The following is a 25561-nucleotide window of genomic DNA, read 5'->3' as shown; positions in this document are numbered from 1 at the left end:
GCCCCGGACAACCCGGTTCCGGGCCGTTTTCCGTTCTCAGAACCCACCCATTCTCTGTTTCTGCGAAGGACGCCGTCGCGTCCGCTCCCGCATTGGCGCGGGTTTCCGGCTGCTTGTTCGTCACGAAAACCGCCTTCACGCTGGCGACTCGACCCCAGACCGCGCTACCCATTCACGATGGGACGAACCTCCCAGGTGACAGCGATCTCCGGTCGGTAGACCGCCTCGTTGCCGTGCTTGATGGAGTCCTTCAAGTGTTGGGCCAGCGGCTTGTCGTACTTGTCGATCTGCTTGATGGCCCGGTCGACGGCGTTGCGGAACGCGTCGCGGACGTTTTTTCTCCTGTCGGCGACCTTGCGCAGCTTGCCTCCTTTGCCTTGGGCTCCCGTCACAGCCGCCACGAGTTGGGCCATTTCGATCTGGATTTCCTCGAGCCGCTCATGGTCGCCGTCGGCCTCCGCATCCTCTCTTTCACTGACCAGATCGTTGTATCGGGCACGGTACTGCTGGATCGCCTTTCTGTCGGCCACCACGCCAGCATCACCCAGCGGCACCCCGACAGAGACTTGATACCCCTCTTCGATGTCGTCGTGATCCAGTCCGGTGTTCGCAGCGGACTCAATGATCCCGATTTCGCTCCCGCAAACGACCTCAAAAACCGAGGTCTCTCGGCCGGGATGTGCAAGCAACAGGTTGATGTACTCGGCCCCTTTGTCCACGCCCTGGATCAGGATGGGGTGTCGCCCACGCCCTTGGAAACGTGCCTCCCAAACGTTGCCGCGCTTTCGGAAGATGTTGTCCGGCATCTTCTCTGCCGACGCGACGGCGGGTACCGAGATCACAGAACCTGACTCGTAGACCGTCCGAAGCAGGCAGTCACCCGGGAGCGTGCGTTCTCGAATCGCGGTGATGTTCCGTGAAACCAACTCATCAAGAGCCCCGGTCACCTCGGTGGCGTGCCGCTTGTACAGGTCGAACACCCGTTGCGCCGCCTGAGCCGTGCTTCCTTCGAGGTACCGGAAAACCCGACTCACCTCGGCGTAGCTGCTGATGAACTGGGTCACATCGGTCAGCGACTTCACCTGATTGGCCCGTTCGAGGTAGGCAGCCGCCATGATCTTGTCGTCGCCCTTGTTGCGACTCTGAGTGAAAACGTCGACCTTGTAGTGGTCAGCAGGGTCGTACTGGTCGGCCTTTGCCGCGACCACGGCAAACCGGCGGTCGATGCACTGCGAGCAGCCGCCGCAATGGGTGTGCTGGTTCGTCATCTCCCAGGTGTGGGTGCAGGTCATCGAGTGCGCGATCAGATCGGCGCATCCTGCCTTGGTGATGACCTCGACGACATCTGCCTTGGTCTTCCAGATGAACGGGTTCTCGATGGTGAAGGGCTCGCCCGCCACCAGGGAGATGATCTCTTGGAAGCCCTTCATGACCTTGGGGTGCGTCGTTCGCGTGGCGCGGCCACCGGCGACTTGGGCGCACACCGGCAGATTCAGGCTGATGACCCCGTTTTCGTAGAAGCGCACGCTCTTGAGGCCGAGCATCTTGGCGATGGTCGCGCCAATCGACATGTACAGGAAAGATCGGCTGCGCTGGGTGTACTCGTGGTTCAGTCCTTTGGTCTTGTGGACACGGACGCTGATGTGGTGTGGCGCGTTGTCCCCGGCCTTCGCTGCCAGCAGGGTTTCCATATTTCGGTGGCGGTTGTTGAGTTTCGGTGTCGACTTGTGCGTCACCAGCACCACCCGGCGCTTCTGCGTCAGGATTTCCTCAATTGCCCCGCCCAGGGAGTCCAGGCCACCGGAGAACATCACCACCTGCTCGGGACGCCCGAATAACTGCTGGGTGTCGTTGAATTCAAGGTATTCCTGGATCGTGTGATCCTGATCCATCTGGACGAAGTCGAACTGGTAGTTGTCGTCGGACAAGAAGCCCAAGGTCGACCGCAATGTTGCAAGGACATTCGCTGAGCGCCAGAACTCAAGATTGCGAACCGGCACTACAAAGTGAAGGTCACGCCGCCAGCCGTCACCGAAGTTGTCGACATCGTCCGCACCACGCTTGATAGCCTGGTCGGCACTGTAGACATAGGTGGCAATCTCCAGCAGATCGTGAAATTGGGTCGGGACGCTCCGAACCATCTTGCTGTGGATGTCCTCGATGCGCAGCGTGATATTGCCTTGCCCGTCCTTGCCAGAAAGCCGCAGACGCAGGTCGCGCTTGGGATCGTCGCTGATGCCTTTGGCCGAAGCGTTGCCACAAATGATGTACCGCTTATCTTGCATCGCTGCGCGCTCCCGCTTTCAGTTCATCTGTCATCTTCTTCAGCGCGTAGCCTGCGAATCCATCAGACGATTTTCTTGAAATGACCCCGCTTTCCTCGAAGCGGTGCTTGGAAAACCAACCAGCGGAAAACGTCTCCACGATCAATGACGCTTCTCGGGTGTGGGTCGTTAACGCGGAATCAAATTGCGCCTTTTGATTCATCGTCGCAAAGCGCATACCCTCGCCGAGATTGGTATTCAGGTTCTTGCTTAGGAAATACTGCAGGCTCTCGTTGGCCAGTCGGGCAAAGAAACTCCGCGAGAGCTCCCCGAACTCCTTTTGCTTGCCCAAGGTCGAAAGCGCAGCCCGCATCGTGTCCGGGTCGGATGGAAACAGGGTGTGCAGCTTGGGGGATAAAGCATCGGCCACCGCCCCGACCAGTGCACGTCCCGCCAACTCGCCGAGGTCTGATCTTTTGCCTGAAGCATCCGTGGCTCGATCAAGTGCCTCTGAAATGGACGTTGTCACATCAGTCAGGGTGGCATCACTGGGCAACGAGATGCCCACGGAGTCGAGGTGGGCCAGGATGTCTGTCTTCTTGGCCGCAATAGCAAGTTGCGTCATCAGCCAGACGGCCTCGGTGTACCCGATGTCGTTCATGACAAAGGAGAAGGCGTTCTCGGCAGCGGTGATGGTGGCGTTGGCCACTTGGGAAACGTCGGCTCCGGCGGCAATCAAGCCGACCACTTCCTTCCACGCTTTCGACCTTGGCAGCAGTCCAAGTCGAACATGACCCATGCAGACTCCCCCTTGCCTATGGCATTAACTCGCTGCCATCAGTCCAGGCGTTTGATGACGACGATGCTTCGTGCTTTTCGTTCTTCTTTCCTCAAATACTCTTTGCGCACCAATTGCGCGATCTGTTCGTGGGCACTGGCATGGCTGATGCCCAACGCGTCCGCCAATTCCTTGACGGTCGGGGGCAGACCATTGGCATCCAGAATTTCACAGATCATCCGCAGTGTCTTTGCCTGCGGCTCGGTGATGCCCTCGGTCTTTTTTTTGCTCATGGCATTTCTCCACGCCAACGTGCTGCAGTATATGACCTGATAAACATCAGGTCAATTGAGGCGACCCGGAACAGAAATGCTCTCTGGGGCCGCTATCGGTGGGATGTGTGTCGCCAATCCCAAGGGGGCGATGGATGCGCATCGGCCCACAGTCCCACGCGCTTTGCCTGGGCCTCGTTCTCGGCCAGTTCATAGAGATTGGCATCCGACGCCGATTGTTCGCGTGCGTACTTCCGGTACCACCACGCCAACCCCATCGTGATCAGTGCATGGCCTGCATCCAGTGTCTTGGCGCACGTACTCGATTGGCAGCTTGGGTCAGCCACCAGCACCTTCCCAACGGTGCGTCCGTAGCGGTCGTGTTTGCCAGCCACCACTTCGACGTCTTTGCCAAATACCAAGGTGGACATTGATGCCTTCGAACGCTGGCCGAAGGGTTGTGCCTTCTCTGGGGCATCGATGCCCGCAACGCGGATCTTGTGCTGTGTCTTGTCGCCATCCAGCACGGTGATGGTGTCGCCGTCGGTCACGCCGACTACTCGGCCCGAGATGGTTTCGGCGCTGGCGCTGCACGCCGCCAGGACGATCAATGCCGCCCCAAAGAATCTGATCGAAATCTCGCTCTCCCTATCTGATGCACGCCGAAACGGGATACCCCGACCGCCTTGTGTGCATATTCTTACCGACGGTCTGACAACTTTACTGGTTACCGAAATGATCGTCGAACAAACACTCCCTGACTTGATGTCACCACGCCAAAGAGCGCGTGAAGCCGCAGAAATTATCGCGGCCGCCATCGCGCGATTGCATTCAACTCTGCCCCGAGAAAGCGATATTTCTCTTGGCTTCTCGGCACCCGAGCGCGTTCATACAAACCCGTCTACAGAAGGAGTTTGCAAATGAATGCATCGACAGTCGCCCCATCCCTGGCGGCGCAAATTACCAATTTGCCCAAGTTGGCAATGAATGATTTATGGACAATTTGGGACAAGTATTTCCCGCGTCGCCCCCCTCATAACAACCGGGCTTATGTCGAAGGCCGCGTCGCCTACAAGATCCAAGAAGAAGCCTTTGGTACCAAGCTGGTCGTCCAGACCCAGATGGCCCGGATCGGCGAAGCGCAATCTCGCATAAAGACCCAGCGCGGGGTCGAAGTCCAGGTCGTACCCGGCACGGTACTGGTGCGCGAATTCGACCGCCGAGAGCACCGCGTCACTGCGCAGGCCGACGGCACCTTTGAATACGAGGGTCGCCGCTACAAGAGCCTGTCTGCCGTGGCACGCCACATCACGGGCACCCAGTGGTCGGGGCCGCTGTTTTTCGGAATCACCAAGAACAAGGCGAAGCGAGGTGACAAATGAACGCCGTCGTGACCAAAAAACGCTGTGCCGTCTACACCCGCGTCTCCACTGACGAACGCCTCGACCAGTCCTTCAACTCCCTCGATGCCCAGCGCGAGGCGGGCCAAGCCTACATCGTCAGTCAGCGCGCCGAGGGCTGGTTGCCGGTGGGCGACGACTATGACGACGGCGGCTACTCGGGCGGCAACACGGAACGCCCGGCTTTGAAACGCCTGATGGCCGACATCATTGCCGATCAGATCGACATCGTGGTGGTCTACAAAATTGACCGCCTGACGCGCAGCCTGACCGATTTTTCCAAGCTGGTGGAGGTGTTCGAGCGGCACAAGGTGTCGTTCGTATCGGTAACCCAGCAGTTCAATACCACCACGTCGATGGGGCGGCTGATGCTCAACATCTTGCTGTCTTTCGCCCAGTTCGAGCGGGAGGTTACCGGCGAGCGTATCCGCGACAAGATCGCCGCCAGCAAGCGCAAGGGCCTGTGGATGGGCGGCTATACGCCGCTGGGCTATGAGGCGAAGGATCGAAAGCTGGTCATCGAGGAAAAAGATGCGGAAACCATCCGGCGCATTTTCACGCGCTTCACGGAGATTCAGTCCATCACCGAGATCGTGCGAGAGATGTCGCTGGAGGGCATCACGACCAAGCCCAACCGCCTGAAGGACGGCCGCGTGCGCAACGGCACGCCAATGGACAAAAAGTACCTCTCCAAGCTCCTGCGCAACCCCATCTACATTGGCGAGATACGCCACAAGGACACGGTTTTCGCAGGTCAGCACGAACCGATCATCACTCGCCAGCTTTGGGATCGGGTGCAAGCCATCCTCGCCGAGGATTCTCACCAGCGCATGGGCAAAACCCAGACCCGGCACAAGACCGATGCGCTGTTGCGTGGCCTGATGTACGGCCCCGATGGCGGCAAGTACCACATCACCTACAGCAAGAAGCCGTCGGGCAAGAAGTATCGGTACTACATCCCTAAGGCGGATAACCGGTATGGCTATCGCAGCAGCGCCACCGGGATGATTCCGGCCGACCAGATCGAGGAAGTGGTGGTGAACCTGCTGGTGGGGGCGCTCCAGTCGCCCGAGAGCATCCAGGGGGTCTGGAACACGGTGCGCAGCCAATACCCGGAGATCGACGAGCCGACCACCGTGCTGGCGATGCGCCGCCTCGGCGATGTCTGGAAGCAACTGTTTCCTGCCGAGCAGGTGCGATTGGTCGCCCTGCTGATCGAACGCGTCCAGCTTCTCTCCGACGGCGTCGACATCGTCTGGCGCGAGTCCGGCTGGCGGGAGTTGGCCGGTGAACTGAGCCCGGGCAGCATCGGTGGCGAGATGCAGGAAATGGAGGTGGTGTCGTGAACCGCTCGTCCAAGAGGCTGGTTGGTGATGGACAACCCCATGAGCGCCGCCATCCGTTGGAAGGTGGCGGCGTTCGGATCACCACCTTTGTGCCGTTTCATTTCAAGAAGCGGGGCATTAAGAAAGTGATCGTGGCCCCGGACGGGGTCAGCCAGCCAGTCGCCGTCACTGAAACGCCGGTGCTCGCCCCCGAACAGGATCAACCCCTGCTCAAGGCCCTGGGGCGCGGCATCTATTGGCAACAACTGATCGACAGCGGTGCGGTGGCCAGCGGTACCGAGATCGCTGAACGCGAAGGTATCGGAGGCATTGATACCGCTGCTATCGAAACAAGCTCCAATAAGCACCAGTGCCTGATCCAGGTCTGAGGTCAAGCGGCGCTTGTGTTTGCCAGACCATTCGCGCGCGAAGTCCAGTGGATTGACCCTTGTGAAAACTTTGCTCTTTTCCGCGCACCAGCCTCGCTGTTCAAATTCGTCAGGGGCGATGCCAGAACCGCGCATGAGCTTTTGCATCTGGTCGCGATCAACACTTGTCTGTCCCTTGAAGATTCTCAGAAATTGGCGCGTGATCGGCTCCGCATTTACAGGCGGGGGCTCCTTGCCCTTATCAGCGTCCTCGTCAATCAGCTGATTGATACCAACTAGAGCATCCTTGACGGAGATAGTCCGTCCCTCGTCTACGTAGACTTTGCCGTAATGCCGAGAAAAGTATTCGAGGGCCTTGCCGCGCCGGATCACCTGAATGTCGGCGGCGGGTAAACCTTCCTTGGCGTGGTTTTCTAACATTCCCTGCAACTGACGCACATCTGCCATCACCTCGCGGCGCATTCGGCCCCAACTTACCGGCTTAGGCTCTTCCGTGCGTTTGCGGCACACGTGGATAATGTCGTACTCAATGGTCTTCGATCCAAATTGGCCAGAGTCCATTGCGGTATCTGCCCTAATCGGATAAGTCGCTTCAAGGTAATAGCCAGCATCGAAGAGAGACTCAAGCACAGCAACCCAAGGCTCATCTTCGCTGTGGTGAAACGTGAACGCTAGTATTCCGCCAGGTTTTAAGATGCGATGAGCTTCACGCCAACATTGCGTCAGAAGGCGTTGATAGAAAGCGTCAGGGTCTTCAGGTTCGCGAGCTGGATTTGTGACCGCTTCAAGCGATTTTGGAGTGTATTCATTGGAAAATATATCTGGATACTTGTCCTTGAGGAGCAATCGCAGCCAGACATAAAAGAAATCCGATAACTCGGAATAGTGGACGAGTCCTCCGAAGGGAGGGTCGGTTATCACCAAGTCGATCGAACTTGTACCGATTTGTTGCAGATCACTCGAAGTGCCGCAGCTCAGGGATACATTCTTTTGAACCGGTGGATCGTTAGGAAAAACCTTTTCAGTCTTGCCGGAGATCTCAATCCCCTTGCTGGCTAATTGAGCGGCTGGTACGAGATCCCAGGGATCGTGCCTCCAAGCAGCACCGTCAATGATGGCATCTCCCGCAGATGTCCATCGCCCGTCACCAATGGGCGCGAACACAGATACTTCCAACAATGTATTTCTTGGGTGGAAGTTATTGTTTGCGAAATGTTTAGTTGCCTGATCATTGTTAGGGTGATAAACGGTGAACATGCAGTTAAATCTTAAGAACTGCTGGAATGCACCGAGCACAAATTCTCGGGTTTCCCACTTGTGGGTGTCACCGCCTGCTTTATGAATTGCCTTTAGAAGCAGCGCATGCACTAGCAGTTGACGTTGGTTAAACATCGTCCACCAGTGAGTGAATCCATGATTGGGAACACCTCCTTGAAGGTGATGGGTCATAAAGCCGTAGGGAAGTTCAGACTTCGGCCAATAGGGCGCGAGATCTGCATCCTTTCTGGATTCCCATTCCGTCAATACAGCATCATTCTGTCGCGCCTGCAAGTTGGTGAATGGCGCGAAAAACCGTCCGCCATAAGGGACACCACTTGAATCGCGTGAACGTGAGTAGGCCTGTATCGCGTAACCCGCAGCTGGCCCGGTCTTCCCCGATGCTTTCACTGTCTCCAGAACGTCTTGGACTGTTCCGCAAGCGCCGCAGGCATAGTGGGACTTACGAGGTACGGTCCCTCCGTCCTTGCCACTTTGGAACGTTACCTTGGTCTCGGGACAAGTGACAGTTTCGGGCAATACACCTCGCACCTCCAAGAGGCGGATCTTCGAAGATCGCTCCGCATTCCACCGTGATGAAGATGGCGCATCATCCTGAATAGACCCTCCGAACAATTGACCTTTGGAATCTTGTTTGGGACTGCCTGCCAGCCATTGCGGATGTACGAGCAGGCTGAGTTCGACCTTCTTATTCTTTCCCTTCCCAAGATTTACCAATGCGGTGTGGCCGCAATGCGGGCATTCAACACCTTTTCTTCGGTCTAGCACTGTGAATGGATATTCCGACGGGGCAACATACAGAGGCACATCGGGTGCCATGCGAGTTGCATCTTCCTCGACGTGAAATTCGCCCCCACACTTGCCGCAGGTATGCTCCCAGTGCTTAACGGTTAGCGTTTTCACCGCCATTACTGGGCTTGTCATGATCGGAGTGCGGTGGCCGCAACCTGTCACCTGACATGGGCCGTGCTTGGCCCAAAACGTGTAAATGATTTCTGGGCCGTCGTAGCTGTATTCGCCGCGCTGCTCTTGAGAGAGACTAAGAGGATCGAAATCGAGGGCCATCACGCGTTTTGTAGGCAAGTGTGTCCACTTGCCTTTTTCACCGTTCGGGCCGTCGCAATAGTAGTACGGCATGATCTGCGGCTTGACTTCTGCCTCTATATCCGCAAGCAGTCTCTTAACTTCATCCAGATTGACATTTGCGAGCTCTTGCTTGACCACGAACCACGCGACGGGGTTCAAGTCATTTCCGATCATTTGCATTCCGAGACGGGCTCCCTCGACTAGGGTAGTTCCGCCTCCCATGAAGATATCGACTACCTTCAAGTCTTTGAACGAGTTCTTCTTCTGAATGTTTGAATAATAATTTTCCCAAACCAGCTTTGAGGTTTGCAGGGCGTCGTCCGGCGCTTTTGTGGCTGCAGCCAAAAGCATTGATCTGAAAACACTTGACGGTCTGCGCGCCCACCACTTTGACATTTGGTAGATCGGCTTCGTCGCAGCACCGGATGAAGACTCAACAGCAGCGATCTGGTTTATTGGAAGTATTGGGAAATCGACCTCAATGCAGGTCTTTGGACGGTTCGGGTCATTAAAGTCGACAGTTTCAAATGCAATCGACTTGCCAGCACCTACGGCCTTGGCGACTTCTTGCGCAAATTGTTCTTTTTTGGTGGCCATACAGCGGTTTCCTTATTTTGTGAGCTCGACGAAGGGCGACAGCACCTCGAGCAATGAGAGGCCGCCGTGCGTCAACGTCGGGTAGCCGCCTTGGCTTTTCCACTTCCAGCGTCCGACGGCTAGGAGGTGAGCGCCGTGCGGGCTGTTGATTTGCAGTGCCACGGGTGGCACGAAGGGGCCGGTCTCACCGGTGCCCTTGGCGCTGCGCCCGCTGGCGAATGTTTTCTTGAGGAACTGACCGACCTCGCCATCTGCGTCAGGGAAGTAGCCTGTGGCTGCGTAGCCGTGGTCGGATGTGATGACCAGACGCCGACCGGTGGCCAAGCGCTCGACGAAAGCCCAGAAGTCATCGCTGCCAAGTTGGTCGGCGGCGTCGCGGGTCAGCGTGTCGAGGCCCTGGCCAGCTCCTGATCCATCGTGGACCTTGCTATCGGGCCAGTGGTGCCAGAACACCCAGTTCGGCGAGCCGTTGATCAGGCTCTCGCAATCCTTCCACGGCATATCGACACACTCGGTGTGCGTCGGTTGCAGCTTATGGGCAAGTCCGCCGCCGTTGTTCTGAAGTTGGCTGCGGCTGCCGAAGCCCAACGCCTGCGCGAATTGGTTGGTTTCACCAGGCAGTTCGGATGCGTTGGCGGACACCTCGTGCAGCGTGAAGCCGCGCTCCTTGGCACCCTGCAAAAGCCAAGGTAGTTCACGCAGAGACAGACCATCGAGCACCAACACCGCTTTGGCGCTGTAGGGCTCTGTCCACCAGCGTGCCAGTCGATCCGAGGTGCGCTCGACGGTGTCGCCGAAGGTTTGCCACAAGTCCCAGCCGGTGGAGGACAGGAAGTGGTCAAGAGTGCCGATTTCGCGGTCGCGCTTGATGACCTCACTGGGTGCATTGCCTGGAGCCAGCGGCTTGGACGCGATCTCGACCGCGTTGTTGATGATGACGCGCCACGCGTCCTCGGCAGAGCCTTTAGTCAGGCTGTTCAATACCCCGACGTCGAGTGCCATCACTTGTCCTCTTTCTCAAGGCTGAGCTCAAAGGTCATGCCGTCAGGCAGCTTCTTGAGCAGTTCCTTGAGTTGCGCCCCGGTCGCTGCCGACACCTTGATCGAGACTTCGGCGACGGGGGTGGCCGGGCCAATGCCCCAGCCCTCAAGCTTGCCGATCAGATTCAAGGGAGAGGTTGCAGGGTTGCTCAGCGGAATACGGGGCTTGCCGCCAGTGGTAGAGCCACCGCCGAAGATTCCGCCACCCGGCGGAGGCGTGCCACCTCCCGGTGTCGTTTCACCGCCCGGTGGGGGCGGCGGTGGCGTTGTGCCACCACCCCACAGGCCACCGCCTTCGCCGCCGCCAGTTGGCGTTGGTTGAGGCGCGGGGGGCGTTGTGCCACCCGTAGTCGGTACCGCCGAGGGCTCCATCAGGAACACTTCATCGAGCTGGCGGCCGGTATACGACAGCTTGGGGCGCAGGCGTTTCCAGGCTGAATCTTCGTCCTCGCCCGGCTGGGTCTGCAGGTACTCAAGGCCGCGCAAGTTGATGGCGATCTTGCCCCGCGCACACAGCCGCAGGATGCGTTCCTTCATTGCGGTTTCGCCAAGCCAAGGGATGCAGTCTTGGCCAGCAGGACGTGGTTCTTGCAGCTCGCGCAGCAGCTTGCCAACGGCCGAGTTGTCTGCCGCAGCTTCGAGCACAAGGTCTTCAAAGTCTTCGGGCACGAACAGGTCGTTGATCAGCGCCTCCTCGATGCCTTCGGGGATCTGAGCACCTTGCTTTTTCAGGCTCTCGACGCTGAATACGCACTGGCTCGGATCGGCGAAATTCCAGCGATGCAGCACCGCGAAACGGTCGAAGCGCTTTTTCAGGATGTCGCGCAGCGCACCCTGGTATTCGGTGTGCAGCTTCTTGTACTCGGGGTTCTGGCCGCTCCATTCCTGCGCCTTCATCTCGGCACGCGCGAGGATCAGCAGGTCGCGATCCTGGAAGGCATTGGTGGAGCCGGATCGCGGCAGCAGGAAGCGGATGGTGTTGCGGCGCTTCTGCAGATGATCTTTGATCCAGCGGCCCAGGCGCTGGTCGATGTTGTCCGGTTCCTCTGGCAGCACCAGAACAGGCAGGCGGTCGTCCCAGCGCTCCGGTTGCTCAGCTTCATCCAGACTGACCCAAGGATCGGTCTGCCAAGCCTTCGGCAGCGCGATCACACGGAAGGTCTTGGCGACCTCGTCGGTGCCCCCAATCACGTAACGAACCTGCTTGGCAAGTTGGGCTTGGTCAGAGCCATCGGTGAACAGCTTGTCGTTGCGAGCACAAGCCATCAGCTTGGCCCGAGGGTTTTCTTCCTCCTTGAAGACCAGCCGGGGGCCGTCTTGGTGGATGTTGAAGCTGTTCTCGACGATAGTCGCCAGCTCGACCTGGAACGCGTTGTCATCGACGGCTTTGGTGCGTGTGATGTCCACCTGCAGCATTGCCGGTTCGGCACCAGCCAAGTTGCCGACAGCAATGGATCGCAGCCACAAAGCGCCCACGATCTCCTGGAGGTGCGGGGCAAGGTTGGCGTGGTCGGACACAGCCTCGGTGACCGAAATGATGTTCTGCTGGGCCTTGGCGCGCAGCGTGCGGTGGTGCTCGTTGGAGACGGAGTCGAGCAGCGCGCCGATACCCGAAGCATCGTCATCAAGACGGAAGTCCGCAGCCGTGAGCACCGGAGCCGCTTCGCCACGACTCTTGTAGAGGTTGGCGAGGATGCGAATCATGTCGCGCGTTTCCTGCGCGTCGGTGGCAATGAGTACCTGTTCTTCAAGCAGGCGCAGCAGATGCGGGGCAAACGGCCAGGAGACCAAGAATTCCTTGCGCTTTCGCTCGTGCTCAGCGGTGGGCACCTCCATCAAGCGCAAGCTCTCCGTCACGTGAGATTCAATGAGCGAAGCGATCTGGGGCTTGGTGATCTGTAGCCGGTTGGTGAACAGGCGGTGCAGCAGCATCCGGCGTCGGTCCTGCTGGACCCGCTCGGGGTTGCCGCCCGCCATGAAGTCGATGGCGACCGGATTGACGCGATGCACTTGCTGGTAAGCGTCGCTGCCACCGTTGCGAACCGAAATCACGAGCACCAGCAGTTCCGGATGCTCCTTGGCGATCTCGGACAGGATCTGGATGAAGTTGAACGCCCAGTTCTTCCAGGGGTACTGCTTGGTGTTGGTCAGGCCGTCGTACCAAGTCTGGAATTCGTCCAGCAGCAGCATCGTCGGCGTGTGCTGCAACAGCTCGAGGATCAGCTTGTCAGACGGGATGTCGGTTTTGGCCGCGCCCATGCCCTCCCACTTGCCCTTGATGTATGTGCCGTGGGGATGGCGCTCGAACAGCAAGTCCCAAAGAAACTTGAAGCGCTGCCGGTGAAGGCTCTCGCCGATCACCGTCATTCCGCTGCGCAGCCCGATTTTGCTGATCTGCGGATCACCTAAGGTGGTGGCCCAGGAGTTCAGCCATGCACCCGTCGAGGTCGCATCGTTGACTGCGTGGTACAGCGCGGCCATCAAGTGAGACTTACCGAGGCCCCGCTCGCCGATCACCACGACCGGACGCCCTTGGTTCGGGCCGACCGCCTCGATTCCTTTCAGCAGATCGTGGGTCGGATACGTGATCTCCAAAAACTCCTGGGCTGCGATCTGAGTCGCGCCGGTGTTCGTGTCGTTGGAGAGCTCAATGGCTGTCCCTTTGAGGCGTTTGCCTCGAAATTCTTCTCGTAGAGTCAGTCCAAGCATTACTTTCGCTCCCCATTGTTCGGTTGGCCAGTGGCGTCGCCATCTTGTTCACGGCTGGTTTCGAGCCCCTCCATCGACTGCTGCTTGATCCAGCTATCGATGTCTGCTCGTGAGAACCGCCAGCTCCCACCAACCTTGAAGGCAGGGATCTGCTTGGCGGCTGCCAACCTGTAGATCGTCCGCTCCGTGACCTTCAGGTAGTCGGCGACCTGCTTGATGGTGAGGATCTCGCCCTCGCTGGTACTTTTAGACATAGTAATCGCCAATTTGGAGCAAACCACGACAGGATAGTGCAAAATTTTCAAGGCAACAACCGCAGATGGCTGATTTACGAAGAATTTTCCAAGATGACAGGCTCATAGGGTGAGCCAGACGGTAATTGCTGGGATCGGGCGTGAGTTCGATTCCGCGTTTGGGGATTGAACCGGCGTCCGCAAGTCTCGCGTTGCACGAGGTGGGATTTGCAGCTTCTGGCGGGATCGGCCTACAATCATTGTTGATTGGTGCTCATAGGGGCTCATGGCAGCCGTGATAGGCCGCGTGGCGTCGCCTCAGCACCACCAATCATGAAACCCCAACCGTTCTCGGTTGGGGTTTTTTCTTGCCTGATCGCGCCAGAACCCGCGTGTTTGCGCGGGTTCCTGCGGAAACTTACGGACTTCGCCACTCAGCCTAGTCACCTTTTACAGGCCCCGTTTCGCTCTCTCTGGGTCATTCTTCTCCCCGGCTCCGCTCTCTTTGAAAGGCCCGAAGTCCACAGAGGTACCGGTTCAGAGCCATAAAAATCAAGAACTTACCCGTGGACGAATCGAGTGGTTATTTTTTGGCATTGGCAGGGGATAGAAGCCGCGCCGCCTCTGGCCGCTGGATGCCTCCTACTTGTCATCGAGTCTTGCCAGTTTCAAAGATCGGTAGCTAACTGACTTGATCGGGGATCGGTGGAAGCGAAATCTCATCGTGCCCAGCACCACCGGCAACCATTAGCTGACGGCGGTTCGAAACCAACTCTGGGGTAGTTGGTACCTCACTACCGCCTGCGACGCTATTGGCACAGGTGCGGAGCCCATCGTCTGTGAGGCAAAGCAGTTCGATGCGTCCAACTTTTCTACTGGACCGCAGCCATTCTTTATCGTTGAGCCAGTAGCCAACGGCCCGGGGACTCATAAGCTTGTTCAGGAGATCGCGCCTCATTTCTGCCTCGGTGAGGGTATCGGCGTTCCCCTGGGCTACATGAAACGCGGCAATTGTCCGAGCGCGGCCCTGTTCTGTCAGAGGATTTTCGTACTGGCGTGGCGCAAAGAACTTTGGCATAGATCATGACTCGATGTTTCGGGAGAATTTACATCCTCCACCCAGCCTATGTCGACATCTGATGTCCCCGGCTCTCGATAGACCGAATGAACGAAGCGAAACATCACACATATTGGTCGCACATGCTGCGGCTGGCCGCCAGCCTCGCATTGTGCTTGGCTACCACTGCTCATGCCCGAGTCACTGTATTTGAAGCCCTGGATAGCGCATCGGGACACCCGACCAGCTTTGCCCAGTGCCCGCAGTTCTTTGTCAACGGCAATGCGCCTGCCGTGGCTCCACGCCCGAAGTTAAGGGAGCTCTGCTACGAGGCGTTTGCCATTCTGCACAGCGGGGAGACCAAGACACCGGTCTATGTGGCGCAGCGCCTGAACCGTCGCAGCATCGAGGACGCTGACGAAAAGCGTGCAACCAAATTCTTCGCCGACGCCCGACTCCCGAGCGCTGAGCGTGCAGAACTGGAGGACTACAAGCGTTCAGGCTATTCCCGGGGTCACATGGCACCTGCCGGAGACATGCCCACGCCGACCGCCATGGCGCAGAGTTTCAGTCTGGCCAACATGGTGCCCCAGGACATTCAGCACAATGGCGGTGCCTGGGCAAAGATCGAGCAGGACACGCGGCACTATGTACGTCGGGCCAAGGGCGATGTGTTTGTCATCACCGGGCCTGTGTTCACCCCTGAGAGCCCAAAAATCGGACAAAACGGTGTTCGGGTGCCGACCTACCTCTTCAAGTTGGTGTACGACCAGACCACCAACCGAGCCTGGGCGCACTGGCAGGAGAACCGAGAAGGCGAGAGGGTTGGCCGGCCTATCAGTTACCGAGAGTTGGTCCAGCGAACCGGCGTCGAGTTCTTGCCTGGCTTGCGGCTGTAGGTGATCGAAGGGTCCTATGACAGTGTGGCTATCGCTGGGTCGCGTTGAGTTTTTCTCTCTGCTTGTCCCACAGTGCAGGCGGATCGACCGCTAGGTCAAACAGCGTCACATGGTTGGGCATCCCGTCGTCCAGGATGGCGGCCACGATGTCCGGCGCCAGCGTGGTCAGGTTGACCATCCGGCTGACGTAGCTGTTGTCGATCCCTTCCCTGGCGGCGATCTCCTTGAGCGACTTGGCCTCGCCCGACTCCAGCATGGCCAGCCAGCGGTGCCCCCTGGCCAGTGCCAACTGCAACGGCGTGGTGGCCGTGTCCCAGGGCCTGGCCTTGGCGGGTTCGCCCGTCGCCGGGTCGATCGGCAGTGTGACCAACTTTCGCCCGCTGCGCCGCTTGATCCGGATTGGTACCGATAAGGTCAACCGACCGTCGCTGGCCTCGATGACATCCGGTGTGCCTGTCCTGTGGATGCGTATCTCACTCATGCCAATGCCTCCTCGGTATTGGGCGCGGCCGCAGGCTTGAGTTCCAGCACCAAACGTTCGATGCCATTTGCGCGCAGTCGCACCTCCAGGTCGTTGGGTGAGACGATCACCTTCTCCACCAACAGCTTGACGATGCGCGTCTGCTCGGCCGGGAAAAGCTGGTCCCAGATGGCATCGAGCCGCGTCATCGCGACAGTGACCTTGGCCTCATCAAGGCTGGGGTCGAGTTTGATCGCGCGTGGCAGGACATCGCCCAGGAGATTGGGTGAGCGCAGGACCGCGCGCAATTGGTCCATCACGGCGGACTCGAGTTCTCCTGCCGGCAGCCGTGGCAGTCCAGACGCGCCCGCGTGTTCCTTGTTCTCGCGCTGCGGCACGTAGTAGCGGTAGCGGCGGCCGTTCTTCTTGGTGGTGTGAAACGGCGACAAGGCGCGGCCGTCGTTGCCGAACACGATGCCCTTGAGCAGGTACGGCACGGTGGCCCGCGTCGCGTTGCCGCGAACCCGACCATTGGTGGCAAGGATGGCGTGCACCTGGTCCCACAGCTCACGGTCGATGATCGGTGGATGCTCGGCCTGGTACCACTGCTCCTTGTGGCGCAGCTCGCCCAGGTACGTCCGGTTGTTGAGCAGCTTGTAGATCAGCCCCTTGTCGATCGGCTTGCCATCGCGGGTCTTGCCGTCCTGCGTTGTCCACGCCTTGGACGTCACGCCATCGAGCTTCAACTCCTTGACCAACATAGTGCCAGAGCCCAGTTCAACGAAGCGCTGAAAGATGTGCCGGATCAGCTTGGCCTCGCGTTCGTTGGGCACCAGACGCCGGTTCTCGACGTCATATCCAATGGGAGGCACGCCGCCCATCCACATGCCCTTGCGCTTGCTGGCGGCGATCTTGTCGCGGATCCGTTCGCCAGTGACCTCCCTCTCGAACTGCGCAAAGGACAGCAGGATGTTCAGCATCAACCGCCCCATCGACGTGGTGGTGTTGAACTGCTGGGTGACGGACACGAAGGAGACGCCGTAGCGCTCGAACACCTCGACCATCTTGGAGAAGTCCGCGAGGCTCCGCGTCAGACGGTCGATCTTGTAGATGACGACCACATCGATCTTGCCTGCCTCGATGTCGGCCATCATCCGTCGAAGTGCTGGGCGCTCCATGTTGCCGCCCGAGAAGGCCGGGTCATCGTAGTCGTCTGCGACCGGAATCCAGCCCTCGGCGCGCTGGCTGGCGATATAGGCGTGCCCCGCATCGCGCTGTGCGTCGATCGAGTTGTATTCCTGGTCCAGCCCCTCGTCGGTGGACTTGCGCGTGTAAACGGCGCAGCGCAAGCGGCGTTTCAGAACTTCGCTCATCGCTGTGCCCCTCTCCTGGCTGCTGTCTTGGGAGATGCCAATGCCTTCAAACCGAAGAACAGGGGCCCAGACCACCGGGTGCCAGTGATCTCCCGAGCGATCATCGACAGGCTCGGGTACATCCTGCCCTGGAAGTCGTACTGTCCGTCCTGGGTCACGATGACGCGGTGTTCGATACCCTGGTACTCACGGGTGAGCAAAGTGCCCGCTGGCGGCCGGTAGTCACGGTCGCGTTTCTTGATCTTGCCGGTCTCGAGCAAGGATGCGATGCGGCGTTTGTTGCGATCTAGCAGGGCGGCGTCGAACTTGCGGAATTCGACCTCTTGGAGGCGGTAGGCAATTCGCCGCTCCAAGAACTGCCGGTTGTGGTTGGGCACGTTGTTGCCGAAGAGCCTTTGCCAGAGCGATTTGATTTCCGGCATGGGCAGCTCGGGCAATTGCGCGATCTGTGAGGCCACCGATGGTGGCGCTATGAAGTTGCTGGTGTTGGGTTTTGCAGGCGTGCTCATCAGGACTCCGTTTTGGTGTTGTTGACGGGGTCTGTATGAACGCGCTGGTGGCCAGAAAAGCCAAGCTCAAACTCGCTCTCAGTGGCCGTCTCTGTGGACGGGCGAGCGTCGGCGCTGCGAAGGCGGACGAGCCCATTGGCGAGCAGCGACGCGATCTCGCGCCGACGCTGCTCAGGGGTCATCCGGTCGGGGGGTATTTGGTTGATTTCATGCATCGGTATCGGTCCTGTCCATCAAACTCGCTTGAATAGCGAAATTTTCCGGACGAACCCTCACCGACACCATGAGGGAGTTTCGAGCGCCTGCGTGCTGGCGCTGGCTCCTACGAAAACGAGACCGAATCAGGTGGCCAGGTGATTGGCCAGGACGGACTTAATGAGCTGGTTGCCGGTGGGCGTTGAGGCCAGCAGATCCCTGATCCGAGTCTTGATCTGCTGCGCGTCCAAGCCTGCAGTTGATGCCGCCCTCATGACGGCCGAGTAGGGGTCGAGCACATCGGCCTCGGTGATTTCGAAGCCGTGCCCGAGCGCGATCCAACGCAGCGAAGCAAGGCCGGCAGCAACTGCAAACTCAGGCTGGCTCTCGGCAAAGTCTCTGGCCGCTCGGGCCAGCGTGCGCGGATCGGTAGGGCTGGTGGTCGCCAGCTCGATAGCGACGTTGAACAGTCCGGCATCCTTGGCGGCCGCGAACCACTTGCCTTCGGCGCCTGGCCTGCTGGCAACCAAGTCGCGCAAGATCTGCTCTGGTGGCGTGCTCGGGTACTTCTTGGCGATGGCCCGGAAGGTGGCCAGGTTGGTCGTACCTTGGTTGGCTTCGATCGCGTAGCGCCGGTATGCATCGTCGGCCAGTCCCGACGACAGCAGGATGTCCTCGCACGCCTCGGCGATCTGCCAGATCGGATCGTTCAGGCTGCGCGATTGCTCGGCGTAACGAATCGCCTCCGCTTTTTTGCCCGTCGCCACCAGTGCTTTGACGCCCCACTTGCGGTCGTGCCACCACTTAAACGGCGCCCTCTCCAGCAGCGCGAGCAGTTGATCGTGGCGACCAGCGGCATACAGCGACGCAAGGCATGCGCTCGTCCCCTTGAAGAACCCGTGACCGGTGGATCGAGGGCTCCAGACGTGTTCGACAAGAGGCAGGAATTCGTCGATCCACACCACGGCCAGTTCCGGGGTGCCGCACAGCTCGCCCCAGTGCTCGCCGAGGGATTCGATGTAGGGGATCTCGTCGTCCTGCAAGGCCTGCCACAGGCGTTCCAGCCAACGCTGTCGAACGCGCCGATCGACATCGGCTTTGGCGATGATGGGCACCAAGGTTTCAATGGCCCGGTTCACTGCGGTGCCCAGGGCCCCGGAAGAGCTGTCGACCTGCTCCAGCGCTGGCGACAGCTTCTCTAGCAGGGTCACGGCACCCTCGGCCGCGATCGCCGGTTCCTTACGCGCGACCGCCTTGACTTCAGCGAGCGCTTCTTTGATTCGCTGGATCGGCGTGTCTGATCGCCAGCCAAAGGCGTGACGGCGGAAGCGGGTGCTGAATTGCCACTTGTGCGTGGTCATGAGTGATCGTCCATGGACTACCGAACGGGGTGCTGGCCGTTTCGGATGAACCGATCGAAGGTGTCCTCCTCGGGTTCGCCATCGTCATGCTGTGGCCGCTGCCACTCAGCGTCCGGCATCAACAGCAGCGTCAGCGAGTAGTCGTATTGGCCCGCGACCCTGGTCATTTCGGTCAGTGGCATGGACGCTGGCTCGCGCGGGAACCATGTCTGCGCCCGCGTCGATTGGGTCTGAGCACCCACATCCAAGAGGTTATTGCTGTGCGCCAAAGCGTCCTGAGGCAGCTCGATGGTGTTCTTGCGCGTTGCGAAGTAGGCGCCGGACTTGAAGGCGGCCTGGTTCGACTTTGACCACAGGAGGTGGTCGTCACGGCTTGCCACGAGGACTGCGCGCTTCTCGGCGATCTCCGTCCACCTAAGTGCGGCGGCCGTCAGCGACACGCCATAGCGTTCAGCGCAGTGACCCAGCAGGTCGAAGCTGACGGGTTGGCCATCGACTTGCTTGCGGAAATCGTCCAGTGGCATCAGCAGGGTCGACGCGAACTTGTCAGCCTCGGTTTCAATGTCCCGGTCGTTGCCATCACCCGTCTCGATGTCGTCATCACCGCACTGGAACCGATCCTGGCCGTGACGGTGCAGGATGTAGTGACCGAACTCGTGCGCGATCGTGAAACGTTTGCGTCCCTCGGACCGGACGGAGCTGTTGTAGACAATCAACCACTTCGAGCGCGTCTTGTTGGTGGCAAGCATCCCCTCCATGCCGTCCAGATCCTCACCGTGAACCTTGTCCACGGGCGAGTCGGCAAAGCACTGTCGGGAATACTCCAGAGCGACCTCGTCGACCTTGACCGGGAAGCGGTTCGCTCCCAGCACCATGTTGAGCATGGACGAGATGCGGTTGGCCTCCGCCATAGGCTGCTTGCGGTCGGTCACTCGTCGTCGTCCCAGGCGTCGAGGATTTTGCGCAGCCGCTTTTTGGTGTCGTCCGGCATGCTCTTGTACTTGCGGAAGAAGGCCTCGTCGATGACCTCTTCACCAGGAGGCGTCGTCGACTCGGTGAGCAGGAACTCGGTCGTGACCTCTAGCACTGTGGCGATCTTGCCGATCTTCTCCGCTGACGGCTTCGGGTCGTCCTTGTTCTCCAGCTCCCAGATGTAGCTCTTGCTGGATTCGGTCAGCTCCGCCAGTTGTTCAAGGCTGAGCTTCTTCTGCTTCCGCAGTGCGCGGATCTTGTCGCCCAGGGGTGATGGCACCGATTGCTCCTAATTGGTCTGCTCCAAGCCGAAAATAATACCACCATACCGAACGAAAACGTACCTGCTTGACAAACCCTTATCCGACCAGAAATAATCTCAATCGTTCGGTACACCGAACAAAAACGGTCTGAAACCCCCAAGAACAAGATGGGGCGGCTCGGGCTGGTGCCAACCCAATCAACACCTTGCTAAGGGGGAATGTCAATGAACGATGCTGAAAACCTGTCCAAGCTGCTCGGCCACCTGCCGCCGGCGGTCTTCCGAGAATTCATGGTGGGGGAGTTCGGTCTGGCAATGCCGGATCTGGACAAGAAGCAGGGCAAGCAGGAACAGCGCGCCGTCATGGAGTCCGTCCTGTCGGCCCAGGACCTGAGTGCGCGGCGGAAGATCGAGGAGGTGGCTGAACGCATCGTGCTGCTCTCAGACGGCGCAGGGCAGGACGTCATCGCGGGCATCAGCCAGGACATCGTCGGCGACGATGCCAAGGCGGCCTTCGCAGCCATCCCTAACCAGTACGAACGCGCGCTGTGGCTGTACATCAACACGCCCGCGCTGTTCGAGGAAGCGTTGAATGCCCGCCAGGCGGACGTCTTTCGCCAGAGCGCCTCCTGCTACTCTGGCTATGTGGCTCCCAAGGACCTGACGGTCCTGGATGACGCGGCGGCTCGCCAGGTCTTCCACCAGGCCGTTGCCCATCAACTTGGCTGTGCAGCGGACACCGTTGCCGTCCAGATCTTCAAGCGGCTTCGCCCCGACACACTCACCGGCGAAGACGTCGATCTGTACCAGGTCAGCGTGCATCACAACCGCCCGCCCGAGATCATCGATCGGGTCCAGGCCAGCGAACTGGTGCCGCAGGAGGTGATTCGCGCTGTGTCCTCGCACATCACCTACGAGCCCGCCAATGGCCACCTGGAGGTCTTGTCCAAAGACACCGACGGCCGCGAGGCGCTGGCGCGCATCGTGGCGGCCTCGCTGCTGAAGTCGCCCCTCACCGGCGACAAGATCCCGCTGAAGCAGTACGACTACCAGAGCCTTGCCGCGCCCCGCAGCTTCAATCTGGTTGGCGAGGACGTGGCATCGGTCAAGGTGATCGAACTCGGCTACACAACCGCCAACCATCGCTCTTTGCTGGTGAAGATCTGGGCCAAGGACGTCGACGACATCTACACCGCCGCACGTTCCCTGATTTCTCTGTCGTTCGACTTCCGCAACCACCACATCAACTACGCGAAGCTTTCCATCCGTATCAAGAAGGTCGGCAAGGAACGGGCACGCACGATTGCCGTGATCCTGCGCGACGACAACAAGTGCAACGTCAAGACCAAACGCGAAAAGGACCGTGCCTTGTGCGACAGGCTGCTGGCGAAATGGAATCTGGTGAAGGAGATCAGCGATGTCGCAGAAGAACCTGTCGACGCGCTCGCTGCTTGAGCAGATCGATCTGTTCGAACGATCGATCCACGCCGTTGCCGATGGCGGTGGCCAGAGGCTGCATGGCATGCCTGGCTGGGAGCTCTCGCGTCGGGCGGCGCTGTCCAAGCGCGATCTCGCAGCATGGACCGAGCGCATTGGCTTTGCAGGCACCTACCTGGCCGCCAGCGGTGATGAGTGCGTTCCGGTCGATATCGAGGAAGACGATGATCCGGGGCAGTATCGCTATCGGTGCCCCGAGACATTCCGCACCAAGTACGTCTCTGCTGATCTGGTCGCCGTCCATGCGGTCGATGCCGTGAAGCTGCTCACGTACCTGGCGGACCTGCTCGGCGTTCCACAGGTGCAACGAAGCGGTATCACGGCCCCGACGATCGACGGTGTCCTGTGGCGCCTCGGCAAGATGCGCGTAGCAGACACGCATGTCGACGCCTGGCTGGTCCGAGGTCTCTCGTCATCGACCGACACGGTGTTTCAGCACTTCCGTGCTGCGTCGCTCCCCGACCAGGGGTTGATCTTCACCACCGGTCAGTCACTGCCCGACATCGTTGCGCCGCCACGTGCTTACCGCATCGTCCCAATAGCGAGTGCACTGGTCGACCATGCCCTCAAGCCGCACTTCGACATCGACCTGATCCACCGGCTGCTGCTAGCCCCATCGGGCAGCAAGCTGGAAAAGTCTCTGCCGGTCAGATTCGACCGCTACACCAACTCGCTGGTCATCGCCACCAAGTCCGACAAGCCCTGGGCGATCAAGGGCCCCAGGCAGATTGCGGTCGTCAGCTATCTGTTCGAGCAGTTCGAAAACGGGCGGCGTTGGGTTCCCGCCCATGAAATCTTGGGCGCGGTGTACGGGACGAAGAAGTCCGGTCGCAGCCAGCGCATCCAGAACATCTTCAGTGGAAACTCGATCTGGGAGGACTACATCGCTGGTGACGGCGCCGGCCACTACGGATTCAACCTGGACTGACCAGCACCTGCCAGACGCCCCACGCACAGCCGCCTTCGGGCGGTTTTTTGCTTTCTGCGGCTCGCTTTCTCGCGCTGCGGCCGTGCCCGCACATCAGCCCGTACATGGCGGCGGCAGACGCCCGTACATGCCGAATTTGAAGATGACCTCACGTTTTCGTAACCACCCGAAAGGAGAAAAACGTGAGTGTCAAACACCTCAACCAACGCCAACTGGCGGACCGTTGGGACGTCAGCGAAGCCACACTGGAACGCTGGCGGTCCGAAGGAATCGGTCCGGTCTTTTTGAAACTGCAGGGGCGAGTTCTCTATCGCCTTGAGGACGTCGAGGCCTTCGAGTCCGACAGCCTGCGCAAGAGCACGTCCGAGCGCGCCGATGCGGGAGGTGCGACATGAGCCACCTCACCCCCGATCAAGTGCTGGCCACGCCAGCCGGCGAGCTCGCCGAGCGGTCCAGCGATTCGCTGTTCCAACTGAAGAACGATGCGGCCGATCTGCTGGCTGCCGCCAAGGCCATCGTCGAACACGTCGATCGCGCTCTGGATCTGCGGTACGCCCAGCGTGCCCACCAACTGCGCCTGGCGGCCGGCAAGGACACCGGTGTCGTGCATTTCGATGATGGCCACGTGCGCATCACCGCCGACCTGCCCAAGAAGGTCGAGTGGGACCAAGCCAAGCTGAACGACATCACCCGCCGCATCGCCGCCAACGGCGAAGACCCCGCCGAGTACGTCGAGATCAGCTACCGCATCTCCGAGACCAAGTTCAACGCTTGGCCCGAGACGCTGAAGAGCGCGTTTGCCCCGGCGCGAACGCTCAAGACCGGCAGGCCCGGGTTCCGCCTCTCACTGATTCAGGAGTGATCACCATGAAAACCAAATCCACGTTGATCGAGCTGCTGCTCAAGCAGTCCGAGATGTACCTGCGGGACCTGCCGGAGACGATCCGCATTCCGGCCCTCGATGGCAATCGTGCCGATGAAGTGGTGCGCCCGTTGGAGGATGCGACCGTCGACGACCTGGCCTTCGCGATTCAGGGCATAGAAGCCGAGTCCCGCATGCACCACCGCCGCCTCCAAGGTCTGCGCGATCTCTACGACCTGGCCCGTAAGCGCGGCGCGCTGGGTGTCACCACGGTGGCCGCTGCATTTGCCGATCTGGGCGGTGAAGGGGGCGGGAAATGAGCCTGCCCATCATCACCGCCGACCAGCGCCTGGCTGAACGCCGTGGCGTCAAGGGCGTACTCGTTGGCAAGAGCGGCATCGGCAAGACCTCCCAGCTCTGGACACTGAAGCCCACCGCCACCTTGTTCTTCGACCTCGAGGCTGGCGATCTCGCAGTCGAAGGTTGGGCCGGCGACACGATCCGCCCCCGCACTTGGCAGGAGTGCCGTGACTTCGCGGTCTTCATCGGTGGCCCGAACCCGGCACTGCGCGAAGACCAGCCCTACAGCCAGGCCCACTTCGACGCCGTGTGCGCGCGCTTCGGCGATCCGTCGGTCCTGGACAAGTACGAGACCGTTTTCGTCGACTCGATCACCGTGGCTGGACGTTTGTGCCTGCAGTGGTGCAAGGGGCAGCCGCAAGCCTACTCGGAGAAGACCGGCAAGCCCGACAGCCGTGGCGCCTACGGCTTGATGGGCCAGGAAATGATCGGCTGGCTCACGCACTTGCAGCACACGCGCCGCAAGAACGTGTGGTTCGTCGGCATCCTGAATGAGGCCCTGGACGACTTCAACCGCCGCATCTTCTCGCTGCAGATCGACGGCTCCAAGACCGGGCTCGAGCTGCCTGGGATCGTCGACGAGGTCGTGACCCTGGCCGAACTCAAGGCCGACGACGGCAGTGGCTACCGGGCATTCGTCTGCCACACGCTGAACCCATGGAACTACCCGGCGAAGGACCGTTCCGGTCGGCTTGACGCCATCGAGGAGCCGCATCTCGGCCGCCTGATGGAAAAGATCGCTGGCCCGGCCAAACCCGCCATCGAGCGACTCGATTTCGCTCGCCCCAACGCCGCTTCCACCCCCGAATCCACTTCGACTCAGGAGTCCTGATCATGACCTACTTCGACTTCAATTCCGCTTCAGAGCAGACGTCCTTCGACCTGATCCCCAAGGGCACCGTGGTCCGCGTGCGCATGACCATTCGCCCGGGTGGCTTCGATGACGCGTCCCAAGGATGGACTGGCGGCTACGCCACCCGCAACGACAACACCGGCTCGGTCTACCTGAACTGCGAGTTCGTCGTCATGGAGGGTGAGTTCGCCCGCCGCAAGATGTGGTCGCTGATCGGCCTGCACAGCCCCAAGGGCCCGGAGTGGGCCAACATGGGTCGCACCTTCGTCAAGGCGATCCTCAACTCGGCGCGCGGCGTCCATCCCGGCGACAACAGCCCGGCGGCGCAGAACGCCCGACGCATCAGCGGATTCGCCGACCTCGATGGGATCGAGTTCCTGGGCAAGGTCGACTGGGACAAGGACCAGAACGGCCAGGACAAGAGCGTCATCAAGGCGGCCATCACGCCGGACCACAAGGACTACGCGGCGCTGATGGGCGGAGCGCGTCAGCCCGCACCTGCTCCCCAGGCGCCCAGCGCACGCAACGCCTACGCGCAGGCCACCGGCCGGGCACCCACACCGGGCCGTCCCAGCTGGGCGCAGTGACGGAGGGCAACGGTC

Annotated in this window: 25 protein-coding genes; 11 read left to right on the top strand and 14 right to left on the bottom strand. The window is 60.0% G+C overall.

Translation table 11 applies throughout. The features are described 5' to 3' along the window. Positions 1-164: 164 nt before the first annotated feature. The 4 genes from ACFQU0_RS02255 to ACFQU0_RS02240 form a co-directional block, all read right to left on the bottom strand. Entirely contained in the window at positions 165-2285 is a 2121-nt protein-coding gene (locus ACFQU0_RS02255; RefSeq protein ID WP_382198444.1) for a 7-cyano-7-deazaguanine synthase, read from the bottom strand. Continuing rightward, a complete protein-coding gene (locus ACFQU0_RS02250; RefSeq protein WP_382198443.1) occupies positions 2275-3063 on the bottom strand; it encodes a hypothetical protein in 789 nt (262 codons plus the stop codon). The genes ACFQU0_RS02255 and ACFQU0_RS02250 overlap by 11 nt, the downstream gene beginning before the upstream one ends. Before the next feature lie 38 nt (positions 3064-3101). Further along, positions 3102-3335, bottom strand: coding sequence for a LexA family protein (locus ACFQU0_RS02245; protein ID WP_382198441.1), 234 nt, complete (start codon positions 3333-3335; stop codon positions 3102-3104). Between the two features lie 92 nt (positions 3336-3427). Continuing rightward, positions 3428-3865, bottom strand: a complete 438-nt coding sequence (locus tag ACFQU0_RS02240; protein ID WP_382198439.1) for a thermonuclease family protein — start codon at positions 3863-3865, stop codon at positions 3428-3430. Positions 3866-3884: 19 nt separating this feature from the next. On the opposite strand from ACFQU0_RS02240, the gene ACFQU0_RS02235 reads away from it, so the two are divergent. The 3 genes from ACFQU0_RS02235 to ACFQU0_RS02225 are packed head-to-tail and all read left to right on the top strand — an operon-like array spanning position 3885 to position 6060. Beyond that, positions 3885-4238 carry a hypothetical protein gene (locus ACFQU0_RS02235; protein ID WP_382198437.1) on the top strand — a complete coding sequence of 118 codons (354 nt, stop codon included), beginning with the start codon at positions 3885-3887 and terminating at the stop codon, positions 4236-4238. Continuing rightward, positions 4235-4696 (top strand): DUF2924 domain-containing protein, encoded by a 462-nt coding sequence (locus ACFQU0_RS02230; protein ID WP_382198435.1) that lies wholly within the window; start codon positions 4235-4237, stop codon positions 4694-4696. The genes ACFQU0_RS02235 and ACFQU0_RS02230 overlap by 4 nt, the downstream gene beginning before the upstream one ends. Next, a complete protein-coding gene (locus ACFQU0_RS02225) occupies positions 4693-6060 on the top strand; it encodes a recombinase family protein (protein ID WP_382198433.1) in 1368 nt (455 codons plus the stop codon). The genes ACFQU0_RS02230 and ACFQU0_RS02225 overlap by 4 nt, the downstream gene beginning before the upstream one ends. A 3341-nt stretch (positions 6061-9401) precedes the next feature. Here ACFQU0_RS02225 and ACFQU0_RS02220 read toward each other — a convergent pair. From ACFQU0_RS02220 to mads1, 3 genes are read right to left on the bottom strand one after another with little or no spacing between them, the layout of a single operon-like run. Next, positions 9402-10391 carry a hypothetical protein gene (locus ACFQU0_RS02220; protein WP_382198431.1) on the bottom strand — a complete coding sequence of 330 codons (990 nt, stop codon included), beginning with the start codon at positions 10389-10391 and terminating at the stop codon, positions 9402-9404. Then, positions 10391-13138, bottom strand: a complete 2748-nt coding sequence (locus tag ACFQU0_RS02215) for a DUF499 domain-containing protein (RefSeq protein ID WP_382198429.1) — start codon at positions 13136-13138, stop codon at positions 10391-10393. Before ACFQU0_RS02215 ends, ACFQU0_RS02220 begins: the two co-directional genes overlap by 1 nt. Continuing rightward, on the bottom strand, positions 13138-13443 hold the full coding sequence (mads1, locus tag ACFQU0_RS02210; RefSeq protein WP_382198427.1) for a methylation-associated defense system helix-turn-helix domain-containing protein MAD1: 306 nt from the start codon (positions 13441-13443) through the stop codon (positions 13138-13140). The genes ACFQU0_RS02215 and mads1 overlap by 1 nt, the downstream gene beginning before the upstream one ends. Before the next feature lie 1092 nt (positions 13444-14535). Between mads1 and ACFQU0_RS02205 the strand changes: the two genes are divergently transcribed. After that, positions 14536-15327 carry a DNA/RNA non-specific endonuclease gene (locus tag ACFQU0_RS02205; protein WP_382198425.1) on the top strand — a complete coding sequence of 264 codons (792 nt, stop codon included), beginning with the start codon at positions 14536-14538 and terminating at the stop codon, positions 15325-15327. Positions 15328-15355: 28 nt separating this feature from the next. Here ACFQU0_RS02205 and ACFQU0_RS02200 read toward each other — a convergent pair whose 3' ends face one another. The 7 genes from ACFQU0_RS02200 to ACFQU0_RS02170 all read right to left on the bottom strand — a co-directional run bounded on the left by ACFQU0_RS02200 (position 15356) and on the right by ACFQU0_RS02170 (position 20477). Continuing rightward, entirely contained in the window at positions 15356-15808 is a 453-nt protein-coding gene (locus tag ACFQU0_RS02200) for a LacI family transcriptional regulator (protein WP_382198423.1), read from the bottom strand. After that, positions 15805-17160 carry a recombinase family protein gene (locus ACFQU0_RS02195; protein ID WP_382198421.1) on the bottom strand — a complete coding sequence of 452 codons (1356 nt, stop codon included), beginning with the start codon at positions 17158-17160 and terminating at the stop codon, positions 15805-15807. Before ACFQU0_RS02195 ends, ACFQU0_RS02200 begins: the two co-directional genes overlap by 4 nt. Then, entirely contained in the window at positions 17157-17669 is a 513-nt protein-coding gene (locus tag ACFQU0_RS02190; RefSeq protein WP_382198419.1) for a DUF2924 domain-containing protein, read from the bottom strand. Before ACFQU0_RS02190 ends, ACFQU0_RS02195 begins: the two co-directional genes overlap by 4 nt. Continuing rightward, complete coding sequence (locus ACFQU0_RS02185) at positions 17669-17884, bottom strand: hypothetical protein (RefSeq protein ID WP_382198417.1); 216 nt, start codon at positions 17882-17884, stop codon at positions 17669-17671. Before ACFQU0_RS02185 ends, ACFQU0_RS02190 begins: the two co-directional genes overlap by 1 nt. Positions 17885-18010: 126 nt before the next feature. Next, a complete protein-coding gene (locus ACFQU0_RS02180; protein WP_382198415.1) occupies positions 18011-19225 on the bottom strand; it encodes a hypothetical protein in 1215 nt (404 codons plus the stop codon). Between the two features lie 17 nt (positions 19226-19242). Then, positions 19243-20157, bottom strand: a complete 915-nt coding sequence (locus ACFQU0_RS02175; RefSeq protein WP_382198413.1) for an ImmA/IrrE family metallo-endopeptidase — start codon at positions 20155-20157, stop codon at positions 19243-19245. Then, on the bottom strand, positions 20154-20477 hold the full coding sequence (locus ACFQU0_RS02170) for a helix-turn-helix domain-containing protein (protein ID WP_382198411.1): 324 nt from the start codon (positions 20475-20477) through the stop codon (positions 20154-20156). Before ACFQU0_RS02170 ends, ACFQU0_RS02175 begins: the two co-directional genes overlap by 4 nt. Before the next feature lie 207 nt (positions 20478-20684). Here ACFQU0_RS02170 and ACFQU0_RS02165 point away from each other — a divergent pair, with 207 nt between their 5' ends. From ACFQU0_RS02165 to ACFQU0_RS02135, 7 genes are all read left to right on the top strand, one after another. After that, positions 20685-21914: a hypothetical protein gene (locus ACFQU0_RS02165; RefSeq protein ID WP_382198409.1), complete on the top strand. Its 1230-nt coding sequence runs from the start codon at positions 20685-20687 to the stop codon at positions 21912-21914. Continuing rightward, entirely contained in the window at positions 21877-22884 is a 1008-nt protein-coding gene (locus ACFQU0_RS02160; RefSeq protein ID WP_382198407.1) for a hypothetical protein, read from the top strand. The genes ACFQU0_RS02165 and ACFQU0_RS02160 overlap by 38 nt, the downstream gene beginning before the upstream one ends. A 182-nt stretch (positions 22885-23066) precedes the next feature. Beyond that, positions 23067-23279 carry a helix-turn-helix domain-containing protein gene (locus ACFQU0_RS02155; protein ID WP_382198405.1) on the top strand — a complete coding sequence of 71 codons (213 nt, stop codon included), beginning with the start codon at positions 23067-23069 and terminating at the stop codon, positions 23277-23279. Continuing rightward, the gene (locus tag ACFQU0_RS02150) at positions 23276-23746 is read left to right on the top strand and encodes a hypothetical protein (protein ID WP_382198403.1); all 471 of its coding nucleotides are present in this window, start codon (positions 23276-23278) and stop codon (positions 23744-23746) included. The genes ACFQU0_RS02155 and ACFQU0_RS02150 overlap by 4 nt, the downstream gene beginning before the upstream one ends. Before the next feature lie 5 nt (positions 23747-23751). Next, the gene (locus ACFQU0_RS02145; RefSeq protein ID WP_382198401.1) at positions 23752-24066 is read left to right on the top strand and encodes a hypothetical protein; all 315 of its coding nucleotides are present in this window, start codon (positions 23752-23754) and stop codon (positions 24064-24066) included. Next, positions 24063-24938, top strand: a complete 876-nt coding sequence (locus tag ACFQU0_RS02140; protein WP_382198399.1) for an ATP-binding protein — start codon at positions 24063-24065, stop codon at positions 24936-24938. Before ACFQU0_RS02145 ends, ACFQU0_RS02140 begins: the two co-directional genes overlap by 4 nt. Positions 24939-24940: 2 nt before the next feature. Continuing rightward, positions 24941-25546 (top strand): hypothetical protein, encoded by a 606-nt coding sequence (locus ACFQU0_RS02135; RefSeq protein ID WP_382198397.1) that lies wholly within the window; start codon positions 24941-24943, stop codon positions 25544-25546. Positions 25547-25561 lie beyond the last annotated feature (15 nt).

The organism is Hydrogenophaga defluvii (genome assembly GCF_042665235.1).
Lineage (GTDB): Bacteria > Pseudomonadota > Gammaproteobacteria > Burkholderiales > Burkholderiaceae_C > Hydrogenophaga > Hydrogenophaga defluvii_A.
Note: the sequence above shows the minus strand (reverse complement) of the source record. Positions and strands in the feature narration are given on the sequence as shown.